Annotated in this window: 16 protein-coding genes; 6 read left to right on the top strand and 10 right to left on the bottom strand. The window is 73.2% G+C overall.

From position 1 onward, the window contains the following. Positions 1–7: 7 nt before the first annotated feature. From ACIPSC_RS10415 to mce, 3 genes are all read right to left on the bottom strand, one after another. Positions 8–937, bottom strand: a complete 930-nt coding sequence (locus ACIPSC_RS10415) for a cellulose-binding protein (RefSeq protein ID WP_238865206.1) — start codon at positions 935–937, stop codon at positions 8–10. A gap of 107 nt (positions 938–1,044) precedes the next feature. Continuing rightward, positions 1,045–5,595, bottom strand: a complete 4,551-nt coding sequence (locus ACIPSC_RS10410) for a hypothetical protein (protein ID WP_400824645.1) — start codon at positions 5,593–5,595, stop codon at positions 1,045–1,047. Between the two features lie 484 nt (positions 5,596–6,079). Further along, positions 6,080–6,523 carry a methylmalonyl-CoA epimerase gene (mce, locus tag ACIPSC_RS10405; RefSeq protein WP_400824643.1) on the bottom strand — a complete coding sequence of 148 codons (444 nt, stop codon included), beginning with the start codon at positions 6,521–6,523 and terminating at the stop codon, positions 6,080–6,082. 255 nt (positions 6,524–6,778) lie between these two features. On the opposite strand from mce, the gene ACIPSC_RS10400 reads away from it, so the two are divergent. Next, positions 6,779–7,972 (top strand): acetyl-CoA C-acetyltransferase, encoded by a 1,194-nt coding sequence (locus ACIPSC_RS10400; protein ID WP_400824642.1) that lies wholly within the window; start codon positions 6,779–6,781, stop codon positions 7,970–7,972. A gap of 72 nt (positions 7,973–8,044) precedes the next feature. Then, positions 8,045–9,001, top strand: coding sequence for a methylmalonyl Co-A mutase-associated GTPase MeaB (meaB, locus tag ACIPSC_RS10395; RefSeq protein ID WP_400824641.1), 957 nt, complete (start codon positions 8,045–8,047; stop codon positions 8,999–9,001). Positions 9,002–9,108: 107 nt separating this feature from the next. On the opposite strand, the gene ACIPSC_RS10390 is transcribed toward meaB, so the two are convergent. The 4 genes from ACIPSC_RS10390 to ACIPSC_RS10375 all read right to left on the bottom strand — a co-directional run bounded on the left by ACIPSC_RS10390 (position 9,109) and on the right by ACIPSC_RS10375 (position 12,004). Continuing rightward, entirely contained in the window at positions 9,109–9,624 is a 516-nt protein-coding gene (locus tag ACIPSC_RS10390; RefSeq protein ID WP_238865195.1) for a MarR family winged helix-turn-helix transcriptional regulator, read from the bottom strand. Between the two features lie 39 nt (positions 9,625–9,663). Beyond that, positions 9,664–10,476: an AIM24 family protein gene (locus ACIPSC_RS10385; RefSeq protein ID WP_400824968.1), complete on the bottom strand. Its 813-nt coding sequence runs from the start codon at positions 10,474–10,476 to the stop codon at positions 9,664–9,666. Positions 10,477–10,715: 239 nt separating this feature from the next. Continuing rightward, entirely contained in the window at positions 10,716–11,366 is a 651-nt protein-coding gene (locus ACIPSC_RS10380; RefSeq protein WP_238865193.1) for an AIM24 family protein, read from the bottom strand. After that, positions 11,366–12,004, bottom strand: coding sequence for an AIM24 family protein (locus ACIPSC_RS10375; protein WP_400824640.1), 639 nt, complete (start codon positions 12,002–12,004; stop codon positions 11,366–11,368). The genes ACIPSC_RS10380 and ACIPSC_RS10375 overlap by 1 nt, the downstream gene beginning before the upstream one ends. Positions 12,005–12,212: 208 nt before the next feature. Here ACIPSC_RS10375 and ACIPSC_RS10370 point away from each other — a divergent pair, with 208 nt between their 5' ends. Continuing rightward, on the top strand, positions 12,213–12,539 hold the full coding sequence (locus tag ACIPSC_RS10370) for a DUF3817 domain-containing protein (protein WP_400824967.1): 327 nt from the start codon (positions 12,213–12,215) through the stop codon (positions 12,537–12,539). Between the two features lie 195 nt (positions 12,540–12,734). On the opposite strand, the gene ACIPSC_RS10365 is transcribed toward ACIPSC_RS10370, so the two are convergent. Together ACIPSC_RS10365 and ACIPSC_RS10360 are read right to left on the bottom strand one after the other, a co-directional pair. After that, positions 12,735–14,351: a M4 family metallopeptidase gene (locus tag ACIPSC_RS10365; protein ID WP_400824639.1), complete on the bottom strand. Its 1,617-nt coding sequence runs from the start codon at positions 14,349–14,351 to the stop codon at positions 12,735–12,737. A gap of 477 nt (positions 14,352–14,828) precedes the next feature. After that, positions 14,829–16,466 carry a M4 family metallopeptidase gene (locus ACIPSC_RS10360; protein ID WP_400824638.1) on the bottom strand — a complete coding sequence of 546 codons (1,638 nt, stop codon included), beginning with the start codon at positions 16,464–16,466 and terminating at the stop codon, positions 14,829–14,831. A 495-nt stretch (positions 16,467–16,961) separates the two neighbouring features. On the opposite strand from ACIPSC_RS10360, the gene ACIPSC_RS10355 reads away from it, so the two are divergent. The 3 genes from ACIPSC_RS10355 to ACIPSC_RS10345 all read left to right on the top strand — a co-directional run bounded on the left by ACIPSC_RS10355 (position 16,962) and on the right by ACIPSC_RS10345 (position 19,850). Further along, positions 16,962–17,489, top strand: a complete 528-nt coding sequence (locus ACIPSC_RS10355; protein ID WP_400824637.1) for a MarR family winged helix-turn-helix transcriptional regulator — start codon at positions 16,962–16,964, stop codon at positions 17,487–17,489. A gap of 142 nt (positions 17,490–17,631) precedes the next feature. After that, on the top strand, positions 17,632–17,973 hold the full coding sequence (locus ACIPSC_RS10350; protein ID WP_400824636.1) for a DUF3817 domain-containing protein: 342 nt from the start codon (positions 17,632–17,634) through the stop codon (positions 17,971–17,973). 191 nt (positions 17,974–18,164) lie between these two features. Beyond that, complete coding sequence (locus tag ACIPSC_RS10345) at positions 18,165–19,850, top strand: methylmalonyl-CoA mutase (protein WP_400824635.1); 1,686 nt, start codon at positions 18,165–18,167, stop codon at positions 19,848–19,850. A gap of 123 nt (positions 19,851–19,973) precedes the next feature. On the opposite strand, the gene ACIPSC_RS10340 is transcribed toward ACIPSC_RS10345, so the two are convergent. Continuing rightward, positions 19,974–20,666 carry a TetR/AcrR family transcriptional regulator gene (locus ACIPSC_RS10340; protein WP_400824634.1) on the bottom strand — a complete coding sequence of 231 codons (693 nt, stop codon included), beginning with the start codon at positions 20,664–20,666 and terminating at the stop codon, positions 19,974–19,976. Positions 20,667–20,900 lie beyond the last annotated feature (234 nt).

Here is a 20,900-nt window from a genome sequence, read left to right as displayed (position 1 = left end):
CGGAGCGTCAGCGCGACTGCTGGGCGGGCACGCCCATGGTGTCGTCGTTCGGCAGCGAGGCGGCGGCCACGGCCGCGCCGGTCAGCGTCGCCAGCATCTCGCGGACGTTGGTCAGCTGGGCGTTGATGCTGTCGCGGCGGTTGGTGAGCGCCGCCAGCTCGCGCTCGGATTCGCTGCGGATCCGGTCGGCCTTGGCGTTGGCGTCGGCCACGATGTCCTCGGACTGGCGCTGGGCCGTCTCGACGGTCTGGCGGGCGCGGCGCTCGGCGTCGGTGCGCAGCTTCTCGGCCTCAAGGCGCAGCTGCTCGGCGCGGTGCTCGATCTCGGCCAGGCGCTTCTCGGCCTTGGCCTGACGCGCGGCCAGGTCGCGCTCGGACTGCTCGCGGCGCTTGGCCAGGTTGGTCTCGAACTCCAGCGCGGCCTGGGCGGCCTTGGTGCGGGTCTCCTCGAAGAGGGCGTCCGCCTCCTCGCGCTTGTTCTGCGCGTCCTTGTTGGCCTCGGCGCGCAGCTGGGCGGCGTCGCTCTTGGCCTTGTCGACGATCCGCAGGCCCTCGTCCTCGGCCTTGGCCTTGCGGTCCTTGGCGTAGTTCTCGGCCTCGGTGCGGACCTGCTGGGCGGCGGCCTCGGCGAGCTCGCGGTGCTGCTCGGCGGCGCGGTGCGCCTCGTCGCGCAGGTCCTTGGCCTCCTCCTCGGCGAGACGCAGGATCTTCTCGACCCGGGCACCGAGACCGGCGTACGAGGGCTCCTGCTCGGCGACCGCCGCCTGGGCGGTCTGGGTCTCCAGGTGGAGCTCCTCGATGCGCTTCTCCAGCGCGCTGATCCGGGTCAGCGCACTGTCACGGTCGGCCACCAGCTTGGTGATCCGCTCGTCGACCTGGGCACGCTCGTACCCACGGCGCACCAGGTCGAAGCCGTGAGGGGAGTGACTGTCGCTCATGGGGTTCTGGGCTTCCTGTCGTCAAACCGCTGAGGTGGTTGAGGGAATCCTGACACGGTACCGGAGTGTCGACGGCGAAATGCCGTTGTCCCGCGGACAATGTCCGCTCAATCGGGTGGTGCGTTCTTGGAGCGATTGCCACCCGACCGGGGGGCGCCAACTCCGGCACCCGCCTTGGCACCCCCGTCCTTCTTGCCGCTGCTTCCCCCGTTGGCCTGGGCGACCGGTGACGGTGCCTCGAAGGCCTCCAGGGCGGACAGGACGTCCTGGACCCTGGAGATCTCGGTGTTGATGTCCTTCCGGCGGCGCACCAGCTCGTCCAGCTCGCGCCGGCCCTCGTCGGTGACCCGCTTCGCCTCGGCCCGCGCCTCGGAGAGCACGCGCTCCGCCTCGGCCTTCGCCAGCTCGATCTGCTCGTCCGCGGCCTCGTCGGCGGTGCGCAGCCGCTTCTCGGCCTCGGCCGCCGCGGACTCCAGCTTCTCCTCGGCCTCGTCCTGCGCCGACTTCAGCTTGGCCTCGGCCTTGACGATCAGGGCCTCGGCGCGGTCGGTCGAGTCGGCGAGCTTGGTCTCGGCCTCCTTCAGCAGGCTCTCCGCCTTGCGGACCGCGGAGATCCGGACCTTGCTGGCCTCGGCGGACGCCTCCGAGGTCAGCTCGTTGGCGCGGTCATCGGCGGCCGCGACCAGTGCCGCCGCCCGCTCCTCGGCCTCGGCGACGGTGGCGACCGCCTGCTCCTCGGCCTCGGTCAGCTGCTCCTGGGCTGCCGTCACCAGCGCGTCCACCCGCTCGCCGGCGGACTTCATGGCCTGCGCGTTCTCCTTGCGGGCGCGCTCGTGCAGGGCCTCCACCTCGGCGTCGGTGCGCTCGCGCAGCTCCTCGGCGCGCTCGCGGATCGCGGTGGCGTCCCGGCGGGCCTCGGAGAGCAGCGCGTCGGCGTCGGACCGGCCCTTCTCGACCTCGCCCTGCCCGGCGGCCTCGCCGGCGGCGACCAGCCGGTCGGCCTCCTTGCGGGCGGCCGCGACCATCGCGTCGGCCTGCTCCTCGGCGGCGGCGGTGGTCGCCAGCGCTGTGGTCTGGGCGTCGTCGCCCAGTGCCTCGGCGTCGGCGAAGGCCTTCTCCAGCACGGACTTGGCGTGCTCGCGGGTGGCCTTGTCGAACTGCTCGGCGGCCTCGCGGGTGTCGGCGTCGTAGGCGTCGACACGGGCGCGGGTGGCCGCGTCGTACTCGTCCGCGAGGGTGCGGGTGGCGAGTGCGTACTCCTCGGCCTCGCTGCGCAGGCCGGCGGCGAACTCCTCGGCCTCGGCGATCGCGGCGGCGGCCCGCTCCTCGCCGGCGGCGACCGTCCGGGCGGCCTGCTCCTCGGCGTCGGCGCGGTGCTGCTCGGCGGCCTCCTGGGCGGCCTGCAGCTCGGCCTCGGCGTCGGCGCGCAGGCGTTCGTCGTAGGCCTGCGCCTCGGCGCGCCGGTGGGCCAGCTCGGCCTCGGCGGCCTCGCGCTCGGCGGTCAGCTCCTGCTCGGTCTGCTCGCGCAGGGCGGCCGTCTCGGCGGCGGTCCGGGCCCGCAGGTCGTCCGTCTCGCGCTCGGCCTCGGCGCGCTGGTCGGCGGTCTCGCGGTCGGCCAGGGCCCGCTGCTCGGTGGTCTCGCGCTCGGCGGTGTCGCGCAGCTCGGCCACGGTGCGGTCGGTCCGCTCGCGCAGCTCGGTGGTCTCGCGCTCGGCCAGCTCGCGCAGCTCCGCGCTCTCCCGCTCGGCGGTGTCGCGCAGTTCGGCGGCGGCCTGCTCGGCCTCGCGGCGGGTCTCGGCGGCCTCCGCCTCCGCGGTGGCCCGGAGCTCGGCGATCTGCTGCGAGGCGGCCTCGTGCATGCCGGCCACCGACTGGCGGACCTCGGCGGCCTCGTCCTCGCCGGCGGAGACCAGTCGGGCGGCCTCGGCCTTGCCGGCCTCGACCAGCTCCTCGCCGTCGGCACGGGCCCGGTCCAGCTCGGCCTCGGCCTCGGCGCGGACGGAGTCGGCGGTGGCGCGGGCCTGGGACAGCTCCCGGCCGGCCTCGGCACGGACCGTCTCGGCCTGCTCGGAGGCCAGCGCGAGGTCGGCCTCGGCCCGCTCGCGCAGCGTTCCGGCGGTCTCCTCGGCCTCCGCCAGCTGCTGCTCGGCGGCGGCCCGGGCGCTCTCCAGCGCCTCCTCGGCCTCGGCGCGCAGCCGGGAGGTCTCGGCGGCGGTCTGCTCGGACAGCTCGGTGGCGGTCCGCTCGGCCTCGGTGCGGACCCGGTCGGCGTACGCCTCGGCGTTCTCGCGCCGGGCCTTGGTGTCGGTCGCGGTGCGCTCGGTCAGCTCGGCGGCGGCCTGCTCGGCCTGCTCGCGGGCGGTCCGGGCGCCGGCCAGCTGCTCGGCGGTCTCCTCGCGCTCGCGGAGCAGCCCGGCGGCGGCCTCCTCACGCTCGCGCCGGCTCTCCTCGCGCAGGGCCTCGGCGGCCGCTTCGGCCTCGCCCCGGAGGCGGGCCGCCTCGGTGTCGGCCTCGGTGCGCAGCCGCTCGGCGTCGGCGATCGCGGCGTCCCGGACGGCGGTGGCCTCGGCCTGGGCGTCGGTCCGCAGCGCCTCCGCCGCGGAGCCCGCCTCGGCCCGCACCCGCTGGTCGAACTCGGTTGCCTCGCGGCGCAGTTCGGCGGTCTCCCGCTCGGCGGCGGCGCGGTTCTCGGCGGCCGCGGCCTTGGCGGCGGCGAGCGCGTCCTGGCCCTGCTGCTCGGCGGCGGCGACGGTCTTGCCGGCCTCGGCGCGGGCCCGCTCCAGGGTCTGCTCGGCGCGTCCCTGGGTTTCGGCGGCCTGCTCCTGGGCCTGCGCACGCAGCCGCTCGATCTCGGCCGCCGCGCCGGCGCGCAGCTCGTCCGCGTCGGTCTTGGCCTTGGTGAGCAGCTCCTCGGCGCTCTTCGCCGACTCCTCGATCTGGACGACGGCCTGGCGGCGTGCCTCGCCCCGGGTCCGGTCGGCCTCGGCGGCAGCCTGGGCGCGCAGCTCCTCCGCCTCGGCGCGCAGCCGGGCGGCCTCGTCCTGCATCTCCTGGATGCGCTCGCGGACGGCCGCGGCGTCGTCCAGGGCGGCGTTCTGGGCCTGCTCGACGGCGGCCCGCGCCTGCTCGCGCAGCCGCTCGGCCTCGGCGGCGGCCTCGGTCCGGATCCGCTCGGCCTCCGCGGCGGCCTCGGCCCGGGTGGTCGCGGCGTCCTGGTCGGCCCGGCCGAGCACCTCCTCGGCGGTCTTGGCGGCCTTGGCGAGGTGGACAGTGGCGTCCTTGGCGCCGGCCGCGCGGCCAGCCTCCTCGGCCTCGCTGCGCAGCCGCTCGGCGACGGCCTCGGCCTGCGCCCGCAGCTCGGCGACGTCGCGCTCGGCCCGGGCCCGCATCTCGGCGATCGCGGCCTCGGCCTCGGCGCGCAGCTCCCCGGCCACCGACTCGGCGGTGGCGCGCAGCCGCTCGCCCTCCTCGGTGGCGGCGGCCTTGGCGGCGTCGGCCTCGGCCTGCTTGGTGGCGGCCTCGGCCTTGATGGCCTCGGCCTCCTTGGTGGCCTGGGCGACCATCCGGGCCACCTCGGCCCGGGCGGTCTGCGAGCGCTGCTCGCTGGCGGCCTCGCCGTCGGCGACCTTGCGCACGGCGGCGGCCTCGGCGTCGGCCTGCAGCTGCTCGGCGGCGGCCTCGGCCTGGGCGCGCAGCTCGGCGGCCTCCCGCCTGGTCCGCTCGGCCTCGGCGATCGCCTCGGCGCGCAGCCGCTCTATCTCGGCCTGGGCGTGGGCGAGGGCCGCCTGGGCACGCTGCTGCTCGGCGGCGGCGGCCTCCTTGAGGCGGCCGATCTCGGCCTGTGCGGCGGCGAGCTGCTGCTCGGCGGCGACGTGCGCTGCGGCGAGCTGCTGCTGGGCCTCACCGCGGGCGGCGGCGAGCTGCTGCTGGGCCTCGCCCCGCGCGGCGTCGACGTCGGCGGCGGCCTGGGCGCCGGCCTGCTGGGCCTGCTCGGAGGCGGCGCGCAGCAGCCGCTCGGCGTCGTTCTGGGCGCGCTGGAGGGCGGCCTCGGCGGCGGCCTGGGCCTCACCGCGGGCGGCGTCGACGTCGGCGGCGGTCTGCGCCCGGGCCTGGTCGGCCAGGGCGGCGGCCTCGGCGCGGGCCGCGGCCATCAGCCGGTCGGCCTCGCCACGGGCCTCCTGGAGCAGGCGCTGGGCCTCCTGCTCGTGGCCGGCCCGGGTCTGCTCGGCCCAGTTGACGTTCTCCTTGACGTGCTGCTCGGCGCTGCGCCGCAGCTCGGTGAGCTCGTCCTCCAGCTGGCGGCGGCGGGCGGCCAGCTCGGCCTCCAGCCGGGCGGTGCGCTCGGCGGCCTCCGCCATGATCCGCTGGGTCGCGGCCTGGGAGTCGCGCAGCTGGCGCTCGGCGTCGGCGCGCAGCTGCTGGGCCTGCATCTCGGCGGTGCGGAGCATCTGCTCGGCCTGGCCGGAGACGGCGTCGAAGGCACGCGGCTGGGCGAGCATGCGACGGGACTCGTGCAGCTTGGCCCGGAGCACCTCCACCTGGTAGGCGAGGTCCTCGGCATGCTCGACGGCCTTGTCCCGCTCCTTTCGAGTCCGATCCATCTCGGCCTCGAACTGGGAGAGGTGATCGTCAACCTCGTAGCGGTCGTAGCCCCGCACTCCGCGGTCCCATCCATCTCCTGGTCGCGTCCTCGACCACGGCCGTTCCCGGGCACCCGTTTGTCCGGGGCCCCGGTCCGACTGGTCCTTGCATCCGCGGCCGGTGGACGACCCCTCGCAGGGGCGTCCGCCGCGGTCGTCGGAGTCCGGGTGGGCGACGGAGCGCGGTCGTGCCGCGTTCCCCCGTCCGAGTGGACTCCTGGGCGAACTCTTGCCTTGTGGAGAATGGTGACAGATCAGAGCTGCGACTGTTCAGCCGTGCCCGCGAAATGGACTCCCCTGCGACGGGCCGACCACCGGAGGGCGGACGGGCCTGTCATCGGCCGTGCCCGACGTCCCCGTCCCCCGGAGCCTTCGCGCACCTGGGCATTGTAGTGGGAGTGTTCGGCCGGGGAATGGCCGCGTGGGAGTTTTCCGGGCATTGGCCGACATTACTGACGGGTCACCGGCGGGTGCCGCCCGGGAGCGGCACCCGCCGGGCGGCTCAGTGGGCGTCGTGCGAGCCCGGTTCGGCCGAGGTGACCAGCTCGGTCAGCACGCCGCCGCAGTCCTTGGGGTGCAGGAACGTGATCCGCGAGCCCATCGAGCCGATCCGCGGCTGGTCGTAGAGGACCCGGACGCCCTTGTCCCGGATCGCGTCGGCGTCGCCGTCGACGTCGGCGGTGCCGAAGGCGATGTGGTGGACGCCCTCGCCGTTCTTCTCCAGCCACTTGGCGACGGTGGAGTCGGGCCGGGTGGGCTCCAGCAGCTGGAGGTAGGAGGCGCCGCCGTCGCCGGTGTCGTTGATCTTGAGCATGGCCTCGCGCACCCCCTGCTCCTCGTTGACCTCGCTGTGGAAGACCTCGAAGCCGTAGGTGGCGCGGTAGAACTCGACGGTCTTGTCGAGGTCGCGGCAGGCGATGCCGATGTGGTCGATGCGGGTCAGCACGATGGCCTCCGGTACTGGGCGGGTGACGGGACGCCAACAGTGCAGCGCATGCGTCCTGGGCGCGCCAGTGATGGCGGTGCGAGCCTGCTCACACGGCGGGCCGTCCGGCGGGGTTCACCCGGATCGCGTTGACACGGTGTTGACTGGACAGTGCCAGTGCGCTCGATCACACCGTCGGTCCGGTGACGGGCGGGTTACAGGTCAGTACATTGAGCGCATCCTCACCTGGCCACGACGTGCGAAGGGGCCCGTCCCATGACCAACACCACCTCTGTGATCGTTGCCGGTGCGCGGACCCCGATGGGTCGCCTGCTCGGCTCGCTCAAGGGCTTCTCCGGCGCCGAGCTCGGCGGCATCGCGATCAAGGGTGCCCTGGAGCGGGCCGGCGTCTCGGGCGACCAGGTCCAGTACGTGATCATGGGCCAGGTGCTGCAGGCCGGCGCCGGCCAGATCCCGGCCCGCCAGGCCGCCGTCAAGGCCGGCATCCCGATGAACGTCCCGGCGCTCACCATCAACAAGGTCTGCCTCTCCGGGCTGGACGCCATCGCGCTCGCCGACCAGCTGATCCGCGCCGGCGAGTTCGACATCGTCGTGGCCGGCGGCCAGGAGTCGATGACCAACGCCCCGCACCTGCTGCCGAAGTCCCGCGAGGGCTTCAAGTACGGCGCGATCGAGATGCTGGACGCGATGGCGTACGACGGCCTGACCGACGCCTACGAGAACATCCCGATGGGCGAGTCCACCGAGAAGCACAACGCCCGCCTCGGCATCCCGCGCGACGTGCAGGACGAGATCGCCGCCGCCTCGCACCAGCGGGCCGCCAAGGCGCAGCAGAACGGCCTCTTCGAGGCCGAGATCGTCCCCGTCGAGATCCCGCAGCGCAAGGGCGAGCCGGTCGTCTTCAGCCAGGACGAGGGCATCCGCGCGGACACCACCGTCGAGGGCCTGGGCAAGCTGCGCCCGGCCTTCGCCAAGGACGGCACGATCACCGCCGGCACCTCCTCGCAGATCTCCGACGGCGCCGCCGCCGTGGTCGTGATGAGCAAGGCCAAGGCCGAGGAGCTGGGCCTGACCTGGATCGCCGAGATCGGCGCCCACGGCAACGTGGCCGGCCCGGACAACTCGCTGCAGTCGCAGCCGTCCAACGCGATCAAGCACGCGCTGGCCAAGGAGGGCCTGGAGGTCGGTGACCTCGACCTGATCGAGATCAACGAGGCCTTCGCGGCCGTCGCCCACCAGTCGATGAAGGACCTCGGCGTCTCCGCGGACATCGTCAACGTCAACGGCGGCGCGATCGCGCTCGGCCACCCGATCGGCATGTCCGGCGCCCGCGTGGTGCTGCACCTGGCGCTGGAGCTGCAGCGCCGCGGCGGCGGCGTCGGCGCGGCCGCGCTCTGCGGCGGCGGCGGCCAGGGCGACGCGCTGATCGTCCGGGTTCCGAAGGCCTGACGGGCCGACTCACCTCTCGGGGCTGCGGACCGCCACAAGCGGTCCGCAGCCCTTCGGCGCTAGGAGCTGCTGATGATCGATGTCGCGACGCTGGTCGAGCAGGCCCGACAGGGCCGTCCGCGCGCCGTGGCCCGGCTGATCTCGCTGGTCGAGAACGCCGCCCCCGAACTGCGCGAGGTGATGGCGGCGCTCGCGCCGTACACCGGCCGCGCCTACACCGTCGGCCTGACCGGCTCGCCGGGCGTGGGCAAGTCGACCTCCACCTCCGCCCTGGTCTCCGCGTACCGGCGGCTCGGCAAGCGGGTCGGCGTGCTGGCCGTCGACCCCTCCTCGCCGTTCTCCGGCGGCGCGCTGCTCGGCGACCGGGTCCGGATGCAGGACCACGCCACCGACCCCGAGGTCTTCATCCGCTCGATGGCCACCCGCGGCCACCTCGGCGGCCTCTCCTGGGCGGCCCCGCAGGCCCTGCGGGTGCTGGACGGGGCGGGCTGCGACGTGATCCTGGTCGAGACCGTCGGCGTCGGCCAGTCCGAGGTGGAGATCGCCGCCCAGGCGGACACCACCGTGGTGCTGCTGGCCCCCGGCATGGGCGACGGGATCCAGGCCGCCAAGGCCGGGATCCTGGAGATCGGCGACGTCTTCGTGGTGAACAAGGCCGACCGGGACGGCGCCGACGCCACCGCCCGGGAGCTGAACCACATGCTCGGCCTCGGCGAGGCCCGTGACGCGGGGGACTGGCGCCCGCCGATCGTGAAGACCGTCGCCGCCCGCGGCGAGGGCGTGGACGAGGTGGTCGAGGCGCTGGAGAAGCACCGCGCCTGGCTGGAGGAGCACGGCGAGCTGGCCACGCGCCGGCGCCGCCGGGCCGCCGACGAGGTCGAGGCGATCGCCCTGGCCGCGCTGCGGGCCCGGATCGGCGACCTGCACGGGGACCGCCACCTGGCCACGCTGGCCGAGCGGGTGGTGGACGGCGAGCTGGACCCGTACCGCGCGGCCGACGAGCTGGTCACCGGGCTCACCCGGGGCTGACCCCCGGGACGGCGGAACGCCGGAGGGCCGGCTCCCGTGGTGGGAGCCGGCCCTCCGGCGTTCGCGTCGGGGCGTACGGGTCGGGGCGTTCGCGTCGGGGCGGCCGCTCAGGCGCGCCCGCGCAGCCCGCGCAGGTGTTCGGCGACCGGGGCCAACGCCTCGTACATCGCGTCCAGCTGCTCGGGCGTGAAGCGGTCGATGAAGTGCGCGCGGACGCTGCGCACGTGGTCGGGCGCGACCCGCTGCATGGTCGCCCAGCCGTGCTCGGTCAGGTGGGCGTAGAGGCCGCGACGGTCGCCCGGACACTCCTGCCGCAGCACCAGCCCGGCCGACTCCATCCGGGTGATCTGGTGCGAGAGCCGGCTCTTGGACTGCAGGGTCGCGGTGGCCAGGTCGGTCATCCGCATCCGCCGCTCGGGGGCCTCGGAGAGCACGACCAGGATCTCGTAGTCGTTGATCGCCAGGTTGTGCGGCTGGAGCTCGCGGCCGAGCTGGTAGTCCAGCAACTTGGCGACCTCCAGATGGGCGCGCCACATCCGCTGCTCCCTGGCGGTCAGCCAGGGAGTCTCCTCCTCGGGTTCCGAGGGGGAGACGTCCGCGGCGTCGATGGTGTGCGTATCCATGCGCCCAGCATACCGCATTTAGTTCAATCTTGTACGAGTTTACAGGCCGAAGCGCCGCCCGAGATCGCCCAGGTTACCGAGCCCGGGGACGTTGACGTTGGGCAGCTGGCTGCCGTGGCCGGAGGCGTGCTGCGAGGGCACCCCGCCCATCGGCACGCCCGCCTCGGCGTGCACCTGGCCGACCGCGCGCTCGGCCATCAGCACCTCGGTCGACTGCAGCAGCACCTGGCCCGCGCCGATGAACTCGAACTGGTGCTCCTCGCCGGAGGCGCCGCCCAGCCCGGTGAGCCGGCGGATGCCGCCGATCACCCCGTGCATGTAGTCGTGGTCGTAGTGGTGGCACGGCGCCGGGCAGTCCGCCCAGCCGACCAGCGCCTGCGGGTCCACCCGGATCGGCGGCTCGACGAAGTGCACCGGGCCGTTGGAGGCCGCGACGAACTTGCCGGTGCCGATCAGGGTGAGGAACCCGGGGATGATCGACTGCTTGAGCTTCAGCGTCGGCTCGAAGGCCAGCAGGTTGCCCGAGCGGACGGTGAGGTTGCCGTCCTCCAGGTCGTAGGAGTTGAGGTCGAAGGCGCGGTCGGCGAGCAGCAGCTTGCCCCGGCCCTCGGCGACCACCCAGTCCGCCGCGTGCATCGGCGAGTTGAAGTGCATGCCGAGCATCCGGTCGATCGCGCCGGCGCCCACGCCCTTGAAGGAGATGTCGCCGTAGTAGGCGATCATCTTGCCCTTCTGCAGGAAGTACGAGCCGTTCAGGTCGACCGAGAAGGCGTACGGGTTGACGTTGTCGTTGGCCGGCAGGCTGTGCACGTCGTGCACCACCGGGCCGGAGCCGTCCTGCGCCTTGGGCAGCGGAGCCTGGGCGCCGCCGTACTGCTCCTGGGCGTACTGCTGCGGCGGCTGGGCCGGGTAGCCCTGCGGCGGCGGGGGCGGGTACCCCTGGCCGGGCGGCGGGCCGTAGCCGGGCGGCGGCGGGGCGGCCGGGAAGCCCGGCTGGGTGGGCTGGTTGTACGGCGAGGGCTGGCCGTACGGCGACGGCTGGCCGTACGGGTCGTGCGGCTGCCCGTAGGGGGGCTGCGGCGGGTAGGACATCAGAGCTTCTCCTCGCTCGCCTGCACGAACACCGTGCCGTTGCCGGACAGCTCCAGCTGGAACGCCTCGCCGGAGCCGCGGCCGATCATGTCGCGCCAACCCAGCGCGGTGGACAGCTTGTTCTGGACCTGGCCGCGGTGGGCGACGTAGGCCTGGGGGTCGACGTGCACCGGCTGGTGCGGGGTGATCGGCAGCTCGAAGACGCCGCCGTGCGCCATCACCGCGACCGCGCCGTGGCCCTCCAGCTTGGTGGTGAACAGGCCCTGGCCGGTCACCTGGCCGCGGACCATGCCCATCACGCCGCCCTGCGAGCCCATGAACATGGTCGACTGCTGCAGCGTGCCCTCGAAGGCCAGCAGCCGGTCCGCCTCGACGTACAGGGTGTCGCCGTTCAGGTCGATCACGTGGACGTGGTGGCCGCCGTGGCCGAACATCACACTGCCCTGGCCCTCGACCGTCATCAGCGGGGTGTCCTCGTTGGCCACCCGGCGGCCGATCATCGACATGACCCCGCCCTGCCCGCCGGTGATGTTCGGGGTGAACCGCACCTCGCCGGTGTACGCGAGCATCGCGCCGCGCTGGCTGAACAGCCGCTGCCCGGGGACGACCCGGGCCTCGATCATCTTGTTGTTGATCCTGGTGAACGGCATCAGACGTCGCCCCCGATGGTCAGCTTCTCGGACGGCTGCACGTACACCAGGCCCTCGCCGGTGAATTCCACCTGGACGGCCTCGCCGCCGCCCTCGCCGATGAAGGTGCTCCAGCCGGCACCCGACTTCAGGCTGCGGCTCAGGTTGCCGGTGTGCGCCACGTACGCCCCCGGGTCGACCCGCAGCGGCATGCCCTGGGAAACCCGCAGGATGATGGCCGGCCCCTTGGAGGTGACGGCGGCCCAGCCGTGGCCCTCGACCTTGGTGGTGAAGAGGCCGTTGCCGGAGGAGATGCCGTTGAGCCCGGTGAAGGTGGTGCCGGTCTTCAGCGTGCCCTCGGTGCAGAGCAGGTTGTCCGACTCGACGTAGAGCGTCTCGCCGTTCAGCCTGACCAGGTTGATCTCGGTCGCCCGGTCGGCGAAGTAGCAGGTGCCCTGCCCCTTCACCTCCATGACGACCATCTGCTCGCCGGTCAGGCGCCGGGTCACCATGCCGCGCAGGCCGTCGCCGCCGCCGGTGAGCTTCTTGAAGCTCATCTGGCCGGTGTAAGCGACCATCGAGCCGTTTCTGGCTTTGACGCCGTCGCCCGTCATGTCGACGGCGAGCGTCTTGGACCCTTGGAGTCGAAACTGTGCCACGGCCGAAATGTAGCGGGCCCCGGCCCGGCCCGGGGAGGGGGCGTCGGTGTTCTGGTACCGGTCTGCGACAAATGGGGCGGTCCCGGCCCGGCGGGCGGCGCCCCGGGGCGGACCCCGGCCGCAGGCCCGGACGGGTGCTCGGTGATAATGGCGGGGATGCTTGTGCGCCGGTTCACAAGCGATCTCCGACCCCCCATACGAGGTACCCATCGTGAACAGCAGCGCCGTCCACCGCCTGCGCCTGGTCTCCGGCCCCGAGGGCCTCTCCTTCCTCCTGCTCCTGGTCTGCTCGGTGCTCAAGCGCACCACCAGCTTCGACGCGGTGCCGGTGATGGGCATGGTCCACGGGATCCTGTTCATCCTGTACGTGGTCTTCTGGATCATGGCCTGGCAGGCGCAGAAGTGGGACGCCAAGCGCGGCATCCTGCTGTTCGTCCTCTCGGTGCTGCCCACCGGCGGCTTCTTCGCCGAGCGCACCCTGAAGAAGGAGGAGCGCGGTGAGCTCGCGCCGGTGCGCGAGCCCGCCGCAGCCTGACCGTCCCTCCGGCTGGGGCGTGTCTGACAATTCCCGCCGGGCGTGCGGCGCCGGGGCACGCACCTCGCCGCGAATCGTCGGACACGCCCTGGCAGACAGGCTGCCGGGGCCCCTCTCCCAGTGGCCCCGGCAGCCTGCTGCCGTTTTCGGAGGCGGCCCGGGCGCCCGTCGCAGGGCCCCGGACCCGTCACCGGACTAGTTGACGCTCACCGCGCTCCAGGCCGCGGCGACCGCCTTGTACTCGGTGCTGTTGGTGCCGCCGTAGAGGTCCGACGCCGCCTTCAGGGTCGCCGTGCGGGCGGCCTTGTAGTTGGTGGTCGAGGTGAAGTAGGTGGTCAGCGCCCGGTACCAGATCGCGGCGGCCTTGTTCCGGCCGATGCCCGTGACGGTGGAGCCGTTGGAGGTCGGGCTGTTGTAGCTGACCCCGTTGATGGTCTTGGCGCCGCTGCCCTCGGCCAGCAGGTAGAAGAAGTGGTTGGCCACGCCCGAGGAGTAGTGGACGTCGATGTTGCCGACGCCGGAGTACCAGGCGTCCTTGGACTTGCCGTCCTTGGAGGGCTGGTCCATGTAGCGCAGCGGCTTGCCGTTGCCGAAGATGTTGATCTTCTCGCCGATCAGGTAGTCCGGCACGTCGCCCGGCAGGTTGGCGTACCACTCGACCATCGTGCCGAAGATGTCCGAGGTGGCCTCGTTGAGGCCGCCGGACTCGCCGGAGTAGACCAGCCCGGCGGTGGCGGAGGTGACGCCGTGCGTCATCTCGTGGCCGGCCACGTCGATCGCGGTCAGCGGGTTGGTGTTGCCGGAGCCGTCGCCGTACGTCATGCAGAAGCACGAGTCGTTCCAGAACGCGTTCACGTAGGCGTTGCCGTAGTGCACCCGGCTGCTCGCGCCGACGCCGTTGTTCTTGATGCCGTTGCGGCCGAAGGTGTTCTTGTAGTAGTCCCAGGTGGCCGCCGCGCCGAACTGGGCGTCCACGGCAGCGGACTGGGTGTTGGAGGCCAGGCCGTTGCCCCAGACGTTGTCCGCGTCGGTGTACAGGGCGTTGCCGCCGGCCGCGTTGCCGGTCCACTGGTTGCCCCGGGAGCCGTCCTTGAGCTGGTAGGTCGAGCCGCTCTGGGTGGTGGTCAGCGTGACCGAGCCGACGTGGACGCCCTTGCCGCTGCCGGTCGCGGTCTGGAACTCCTCGTGGCTGGAGAGCAGGGCCCCGGTGGCGGCGTCGGTGACCAGCCGCTGGCTGCTCGGGGTGCCGTCGGCCCGCTGCCCGTGGACCACGGTCTGGTAGGCGAGCCGCGGGTTGCCGTCGGCGGCCCAGACGACCAGCTGCGCCGCGCCGGCGCCGTCGACCCGGCTGATCGCCGCCTCGTCCTCGTCGGCGGCGATGCCGACGGTCTCCCGGACCGCGCCGAGCGCCTGCGCGGAGGCCTTGTCGGCCGACAGCGCCGGGGTGAGGCTCGCCAGCGCGAGCCGGCCCTCGTAGGCCCGGTCCACCGAGGTGATCGTGCCGTTGGCCTTCTGGTGCACCACCAGGTCGCCGCCGAGCACCGGCAGGCCGCCCAGGGTCCGCTCGTACCGCAGGTGCCGGTCGCCGTTGCTGTCCAGCACCGCGTCCTTGACCACCAGCTTCTCCTGGCCGCCGAGCGCGAGCGCCCGCGCCACCGGGGCGGCCTCGCCGCCGGCCAGGGCGATCAGCGCCTCGCGCTGCTGGACGGGGGAGGGGGCGGCGGCCTGGGCGGGGGCGGCGGCGACCTGGATGGCGCCGGCCAGCAGGGCGGTGGCGGAGAGTACGGCTCCGGCTGTCAGCTTTCGCTTCACGTGCGGGGTTCCTTCCGGGAAACCGCGTGTGCGCGGTCGCGCCGCATACCGGGGCGCCGGGGTTGGCGCCGTGGGGCGGTAGGGCGCTGACGTGCTGCTCCCGTGCGGTCCTTGACAGGCCGTCAGTGGGTGGGGGCGACGGCCGTCGAACGGGGCTTGGTCAGAAGCATGACAACTCTGGTGCGGGAAAGGACAGGGCGGCGGCCGGGATTGGCCAGGTCTCGCCAGTCGCCGGTGCGGGGGGTGCGGGTGGGGCGGGTGTCCGGTTCGCGGGGTTTGCCCGCTGGCGGGATCCCGCCAGCGGGCGGGCTTGCCGGGGGCTGCGGCGCTTGCTACCCGGCGGGTCTGCGGACTCGTCGGCCTCCCGGGCCCGGCCGCCGGAAGGCCGACCGGCCGGGCCGTCCGGGCCCGGGAACGCCGGAGCGCCCGGGGCCTCCCCTCCCAGTGAGGTCCCCGGGCGCCCCTTCGGCGCTGGCGTCAGTTGACGTTGACGCCGCTCCAGGCGGCCGCCACCGCGTTGTACTCGGCGCTGCCCGCGCCGTACAGGTCGGCCGCCGCGCTCAGGGTGCCGGTGCGGGCGCCCTTGTAGTTGGTGGTGGAGGTCCAGTACACGGTCAGGGCGCGGTACCAGATGGCCGCGGCCTTGGTCCGGCCGACGCCGGTGATCGTGGAGCCGTTGGAGGTCGGGCTGTTGTAGGCGACGCCGTTGATGGTCTTGGCGCCGCTGCCCTCGGCCAGCAGGTAGAAGAAGTGGTTGGCCACGCCGGACGAGTAGTGGACGTCCAGGTTGCCCACGCCGGAGGACCAGGAGTCGGCGGAGCCGCCGTCCTTGGAGGGCTTGTCCATGTAGCGCAGCGGCGTGCCGTCGCCGTTGATGTCGATCAGCTCGCCGATCAGGTAGTCCGGGGTGTCGGACGCCAGGTTGGCGGAGAACTCGACCATGGTGCCGAAGATGTCCGAGGTGGCCTCGTTGAGACCGCCGGACTCGCCCGAGTAGTTGAGGCCCGCGGTGGCGGAGGTGACGCCGTGGGTCATCTCGTGGCCGGCCACGTCGAGCTCGGTCAGCGGGTGGGTGTTGCCGTCACCGTCGCCGTACGTCATGCAGAAGCAGGAGTCGTTCCAGAACGCGTTGACGTAGTTGCGGCCGTAGTGGACGCGGCTGGTGGCGCCGACGCCGTTGTTCTTGATGCCGAGGCGACCGAAGGAGTTCTTGTAGTAGTCCCAGGTGGCCGCCGCGCCGAACTGCGCGTCCACCGCGGCCGACTGGCCGCTGGAGACGGTGCCGGTGCCCCAGACGTTGTCGGTGTCGGTGTACAGGGTGCCCGAGCCGGAGGTGCGGTTCTTGAGGTCGCTGGTGGACTGGCCGCCGCGGGTGGCGTCCTTGAGCGAGTAGCCGCCGGTGACGCTGGTGGTGGTCAGCGGGACGCTGCCGACGAAGACGCCCTTGCCGGTGCCGGTCGCGGTCTGCACCTGCTCGTGGGTGGAGAGCACCTCGCCGGTGGCGGCGTCGGTGACCAGCAGCTGGCTCGACGGGGTGCCGTCGGCGCGCAGGCCCTCGACGGTCGTCCGGTACGCCAGGCGCGGGTTGCCGTCGGCGGCCCAGACCACCAGCTGGGCGGTGCCGGCCTGGTGGACCTCCTTCAGCGGGGACTCGTCCTTGTCGGCGGCGATGCCGACGGTCGCCTGGACCGCGCCGGAGGCCTGGGCGGACGCCTGGTCGGCGGGGATCTCCGGGGTCAGGCTCGGCAGGGCGATCTGCGCGGTGACGGCCTTGTCCACGGACTTCACGGCGCCGTCGGAGGCCTGGTGCACGACCAGGTCGCCGCCGAGGACGGGCAGGCCGGCGAAGGTGCGCTCGAAGCGGAGGTGGCGGGTCCCGTTGGCGTCCACCACGGCGTCCTTGGCGACCAGCTTCTCCTGGCCGCCCAGCGCCAGCGCCTTGGCCAGCGGGTCGGCCTGACCCTTCGCCACGGAGAGGACGGCCTCGCGCTGCTGCGCGGCCTGGGCCTCGGCCGACGGGGCCGGGCTGGCCTGGGCGGCGGTGCTCACCTGGATGACGCCGGTGAGGAGGGCGGTGGCGGAGAGTACGGCGCCGGCTGCGAGCTTTCGCTTCACGTACAGGGTCCTTCCGGGAAACCGCGTGTGCGCGGTCGCACCGCGTTCCGGGGTGCCGGGGTTGGCACCTGAGGGGCGGAACGGGCGCTGACGTGCTGCTCCGTGCGGTCGAGCGGCGGGCCGCCGATGAGTGGGGTGACGGCCTGCCGGACGGGGCTGGCCGAAAGCATGACAATCCAACAAGTGAAATGACAGGTCTGGTTCACCAATTGGCCAGGTCTCGCCAGTCCGGCGGATTGTGAACAGAGCGACAAAAGCGGTCAAAATGCCCCGTCTTGCAGCGGGTTACCGCCCGAACCGACGCCTGATGACGGGCCGAACGCCCGCCCCGGCGTCAACCACCGCCGCTTCGGCGGCGGTTGGCGTCCGTTCACATGTGTGCAACGTGCTGGTACGGACCAGCGCGCCCCACTGGCGGGATCCCGCCACGCGTCGCGCTTGTCCACCATCAGGACGCCTGGTAACACCCGTTCCGCCCGCCGGTACGGTAAGGAGGTGCCCAAGCCCCTCGCACTCGACTTCGACCCGATCGCCCGCGCCGACGAGCTCTGGACCCGCCGTTGGGGCTCCGTGCCCTCGATGGCGGCGATCACCTCGATCATGCGCGCCCACCAGATCCTGCTCTCGCGGGTGGACGCGGTGCTCAAGCCGTACGGGCTGACCTTCGCCCGTTACGAGGCGCTGGTGCTGCTCACCTTCAGTCGGACCGGCGAGCTCTCGCTGTCCAAGATCGGCGAGCGGCTCATGGTCCACCCGACCAGCGTCACCAACACCGTCGACCGCCTGGAGCGGGCCGGCCTGGTCGCCCGCCGCCCCAACCCGCTGGACGGCCGCGGCGTCCTCGCCTCGATCACCGCGCGGGGCCGCGAGACGGTGGAGGACGCCACCCGGGAGCTGATGGCGATGGAGTTCGGCCTGGAGGAGTACGGCGCCGACCAGTGCCGGCAGGTCTTCGAGCTGATCAAGCCGCTGCGGGTCGCCGCCGGCGACTTCACCGAGGAGGACGGGGCCCCGGCCGAGTAGGGACCGGCCCGGGCCCGCCGGGATCCGCCGGACAGGCCCGAGGCCGCTGCACGGCGCACCCGTAAGCGGCGGCTACCCTCGTTCGGAGCGGTGCGCGGATCGGGGCGTGCCGGCCGATCCTGCCGAGCGAGGCGATGTGAGTATGAAGGCGACCCCCCTGCTGGGCTGGTACCGGGCCCTGGCCGTGGCGACCGGCGTGGCGCTGCTGGTGTTCTGCGGCTTCATGGTGGCGAAGTACGGCTTCGACACCGCCGAGGACCTGACCACGTACGTGGCGATGCTGCACGGCTACCTCTACATCGGGTACTTCGTGGTGACCTTCCTGCTCGGCCAGAAGCTCAAGTGGCCGCTCGGCCGGATGGTCTTCACCCTGGCCGCCGGCTGCATCCCGTTCGCCTCCTTCTTCGCCGAGCGCCGGGTGGCCGCGGAGGCCGCCGCCAAGCTGCCGGCCGGCGGGACCGCCCGGCAGACCGCCGGCGTCTGACCCGCCGCGCCTGCGAGGGCGCCCCTTCCCCGCCCGGGGGAGGGGCGCCCTTTCGCGTTCCGGGGGCCCGTCGGCACGTCCGGGCCGTGTTGCCGTCGACAAGTACTAGGACGTCCGAGTAAATTAGTAGGACGTCCTAATAGCTGTGCCGCCCGGTGCCGTGGCGGCCGTACGGAGCGGAGTTCTTGGCCATGGACGCCGAGGAGATCGAGCGCGGGCGGCAGCGCTGGCAGCAGCGGTACGACAGCGCCCGCAAGCGGGACGCGGACTTCACCACCCTCTCCGGTGACGAGGTCGAGCCGGTCTACGGTCCGGCCCCCGGCCAGGCCGTGCCGGGCTTCGAGCGGATCGGCTGGCCGGGCGAGTACCCCTTCACCCGCGGCCTGCACCCGACCGGCTACCGCGGGCGGACGTGGACCATCCGCCAGTTCGCCGGTTTCGGCAACGCCCAGCAGACCAACGAGCGCTACCGGATGATCCTGGAGGCGGGCGGCGGCGGCCTCTCGGTGGCCTTCGACATGCCCACCCTGATGGGCTACGACTCCGACGACCCGAAGTCGCTCGGCGAGGTCGGCCACTGCGGTGTGGCGATCGACTCGGCCGCCGACATGGAGGTGCTGTTCCAGGGCATCCCGCTGGGCGACGTCACCACCTCGATGACGATCAGCGGCCCGGCCGTCCCGATCTTCTGCATGTACCTGGTCGCCGCCGAGCGCCAGGGCGTCGACCCGGCGGTGCTCAACGGCACCCTGCAGACGGACATCTTCAAGGAGTACATCGCCCAGAAGGAGTGGCTCTTCGCCCCCGAGCCGCACCTGCGCCTGATCGGCGACCTGATGGCGTACTGCGCCGAGGGCATCCCGGCGTACAAGCCGCTCTCGGTCTCCGGCTACCACATCCGCGAGGCCGGGGCGACGGCCGCGCAGGAGCTGGCGTACACGCTGGCGGACGGTTTCGCCTACGTCGAGCTGGGCCTCTCCCGCGGCCTGGACGTGGACGTCTTCGCGCCCGGCCTGTCGTTCTTCTTCGACGCCCACCTCGACTTCTTCGAGGAGATCGCCAAGTTCCGCGCCGCCCGCCGGATCTGGGCCCGCTGGATGCGCGACCGCTTCGGCGCCACGACCGACAAGGCGCAGTGGCTGCGCTTCCACACCCAGACCGCCGGCGTCTCGCTGACCGCGCAGCAGCCGTACAACAACGTGGTCCGCACCGCCGTCGAGGCGCTCTCGGCGGTGCTCGGCGGCACCAACTCGCTGCACACCAACGCCCTGGACGAGACCCTGGCGCTCCCCTCCGAGCAGGCCGCCGAGATCGCCCTGCGCACCCAGCAGGTGCTGATGGAGGAGACCGGCATCACCAACGTGGCCGACCCGCTGGGCGGCTCCTGGTACGTCGAGGCGCTCACCGACCGGATCGAGGAGCAGGCCGAGGCGATCTTCCGGCGGATCCTGGACAAGGGCCGCGAGGACCACGAGATCGGCCCGATCACCTCCGGCATCCTGCGCGGGATCGAGGAGGGCTTCTTCACCGGGGAGATCGCCGAGGCGGCCTTCCAGTACCAGCAGGGCGTGGAGAAGGGCGAGAAGCGCGTCGTCGGCGTCAACTGCCACCCGCGCAGCGTCACCCCCGAGCTGGAGATCCTGCGGGTCAGCCACGAGGTCGAGCGCGAGCAGGTGCGCGTGCTGCGCGAGCGCAAGGCCGGCCGGGACGACGCGGCGGTGCGGGCCGGGCTGGACGCCATGCTGGCGGCGGCGCGCTCCGGCGAGTCGATGATCCCGCCGATGCTGGACGCCGTCCGGGCGGAGGCGACCCTCGGCGAGATCTGCAACGCCCTGCGCGAGGAGTGGGGGATCTACCGGGAGCCCGCCGCGTTCTGACGCCTCCCGGCCCCGTACGCCGAAGCCGCCCCCGCGCATTCCGTGCGGGGGCGGCTTCGGCGTGTCCGGCCGGACGCGGGACCGCGCCGGCCGGGGCACCGGGCTGATCAGGAACCGCGCCGGTCAGGGCACCAGGCTGGGGAACGGCCCGAGCAGCAGGTTGGTGAACCGCCTGGTCCAGTCGGCGGTGATCGGCTCGCCGCTCACCAGCACCCGGTGCTCCACCGTCCCGGCGATGGTGTCGAAGATGATGTCCACCTCCTCGCAGGCCGCCGTCTCGTCGCAGTCCGGAGCCAGCTCGCCGCGCGCCTGCGCGGAGGCCCGGCCCTGCCGGACGAGGCGCTTCTGCGGGTCGACGATCGCCTCGCGGATCCGCCGCCGCAGCTGCGGGTCGCGGGTGCCCTCGGCGAACAGGGCGAGCAGCGCCGCCTGGGTCTCCGGCCGGGCCAGCAGGGCGGCGAACTGCGACACCACTGCCTCGATGTCGGCCCGCAGGCTGCCGAGGTCGGGCATCACCAGATCGTCGAAGAGGCTCGCGACGGCGTCCACGACCAGCTCGTTCTTGGACGGCCAGCGGCGGTACAGGGTGGTCTTGGCGACCTTGGCCCGGGTGGCCACGTGGCCCATGGTCAGGCCGCCCCAGCCCAGCTCGGCCAGGGCCTCGCGGGTGGCGTCCAGGATGGCGCGGTCGGCGGCGGCGCTGCGCGGCCTGCCCTTGGCCCTGGCGGTGGTGCTGTCGGGGCTCTCCGGGGCTTCCGGGAGGCCGTCCCGGGCGGCCGGCCGGTCCGGGGTCACGGGGGGCTGGGGGGCCGGCACCGCGCCTCCTTGCGATTTACTGGTAAGTAACATGGGTGGGACCGGTAACGGTAGCGACTCCCCGCACTCCAGGTCAGCCTGGCTGCCCGGGAAAGTGGGGCAGCTCACGTCCCGGGAAAGGGGGATGGGGTTGCGGCGGGGGCCCTCGGTCCAGTTACGCTACGAGTCGTAGCGAAAGCAGTGACGACCAGGCGCCGCAACCCGTGGGACGGGGCGGCGCGGGCGCGGGTGGGG

The sequence above is a fragment of the Kitasatospora sp. NPDC090091 genome (assembly GCF_044747365.1).
Classification (GTDB): Bacteria; Actinomycetota; Actinomycetes; order Streptomycetales; family Streptomycetaceae; genus Kitasatospora.
Note: the sequence above shows the minus strand (reverse complement) of the source record. Positions and strands in the feature narration are given on the sequence as shown.